General features: G+C 47.5%; 1 pseudogene. It reads left to right on the top strand.

The annotated features are described in order from the left end of the window. A pseudogene (locus ACFINZ_RS10065) lies at positions 1-961 on the top strand (filamentous hemagglutinin); the annotation flags it as partial.

Here is a 961-nt window from a genome sequence, read left to right as displayed (position 1 = left end):
GCATGGCCGGGCAAACGACATCTGTAGGCAACATGCAGCTGTTTTCACGCGAAGCCATCAAAGTCTCTGGGCTAGGGGCAGGTGCTGATATAGCGTTTGCAACGGGCGGTGATCTGACCATTGGTGGCACTATTTTGTCTGGGGGCAATTTAAAAGCACATGCCGGTGGTGATATCAGGGCGCATCTTTTAGCCGGTGGGGTTGATATGGCAGCAACGGGGGCTGCTGGGAAGCTTGTTTTGGGCAGCCATGGGGGTGTTGATCTCCAAAGTGTGGGAGGTGTGATAGCTGCGGAAAGCATTTATGGAGCGGGAGAGATCACTCTGGTTTCTCCTCAGGGGATTTCGGTTTCTCAATTTCTTCAATCTCATGATAATGTTGCTATTCATACCCAACCGGATGCTGGAGTTCATTTTGGACAACTGATTGCTTATGGCAGGGTAGATATTGATGGTGGAGCGGTTGATTTTTCTTCTCTGATGACGGGTGGAGATGCTGTTTTAAAGGTCAGGAACCTTGAGGCTGGCACACTGATGACAGGGGGAGATTTTGTCCAATCGAGTGTTTTTGGCAAACTTATTTTGCATGAGAAGGGCTCGCTTTCGATTAGGGCACAAAGGGGGATAAAGGTTGGACATATTATCAGTGGTGAAAATATTGCCCTTTTTGCTGGCAACGACATTTATTATGATCAGGTTATTGGCTATGGCAGCACAACACTGACATCGGGATCTGGAGGGATTAGTGTTGAGAATGTGCTGTCTGCCATGGGGGATGTGAGGTTGACAGCAAACACTCTCGATTTAAGCAAGAATTGTTCTCATATTTACACGCCTCAAACGCTGTATTTAAAGGGGGATCATATTGATGTTTCGGGGAGCGAATTGACTTATGGCGGTTTAGACTTTCAAAGCACCAATGCCCTTGATATTCAGCATGCACGGTTGCAATCTGTGACAGA

The organism is Bartonella sp. AA81SXKL (assembly GCF_042196945.1).
Classification (GTDB): Bacteria; Pseudomonadota; Alphaproteobacteria; order Rhizobiales; family Rhizobiaceae; genus Bartonella.
Note: the sequence above shows the minus strand (reverse complement) of the source record. Positions and strands in the feature narration are given on the sequence as shown.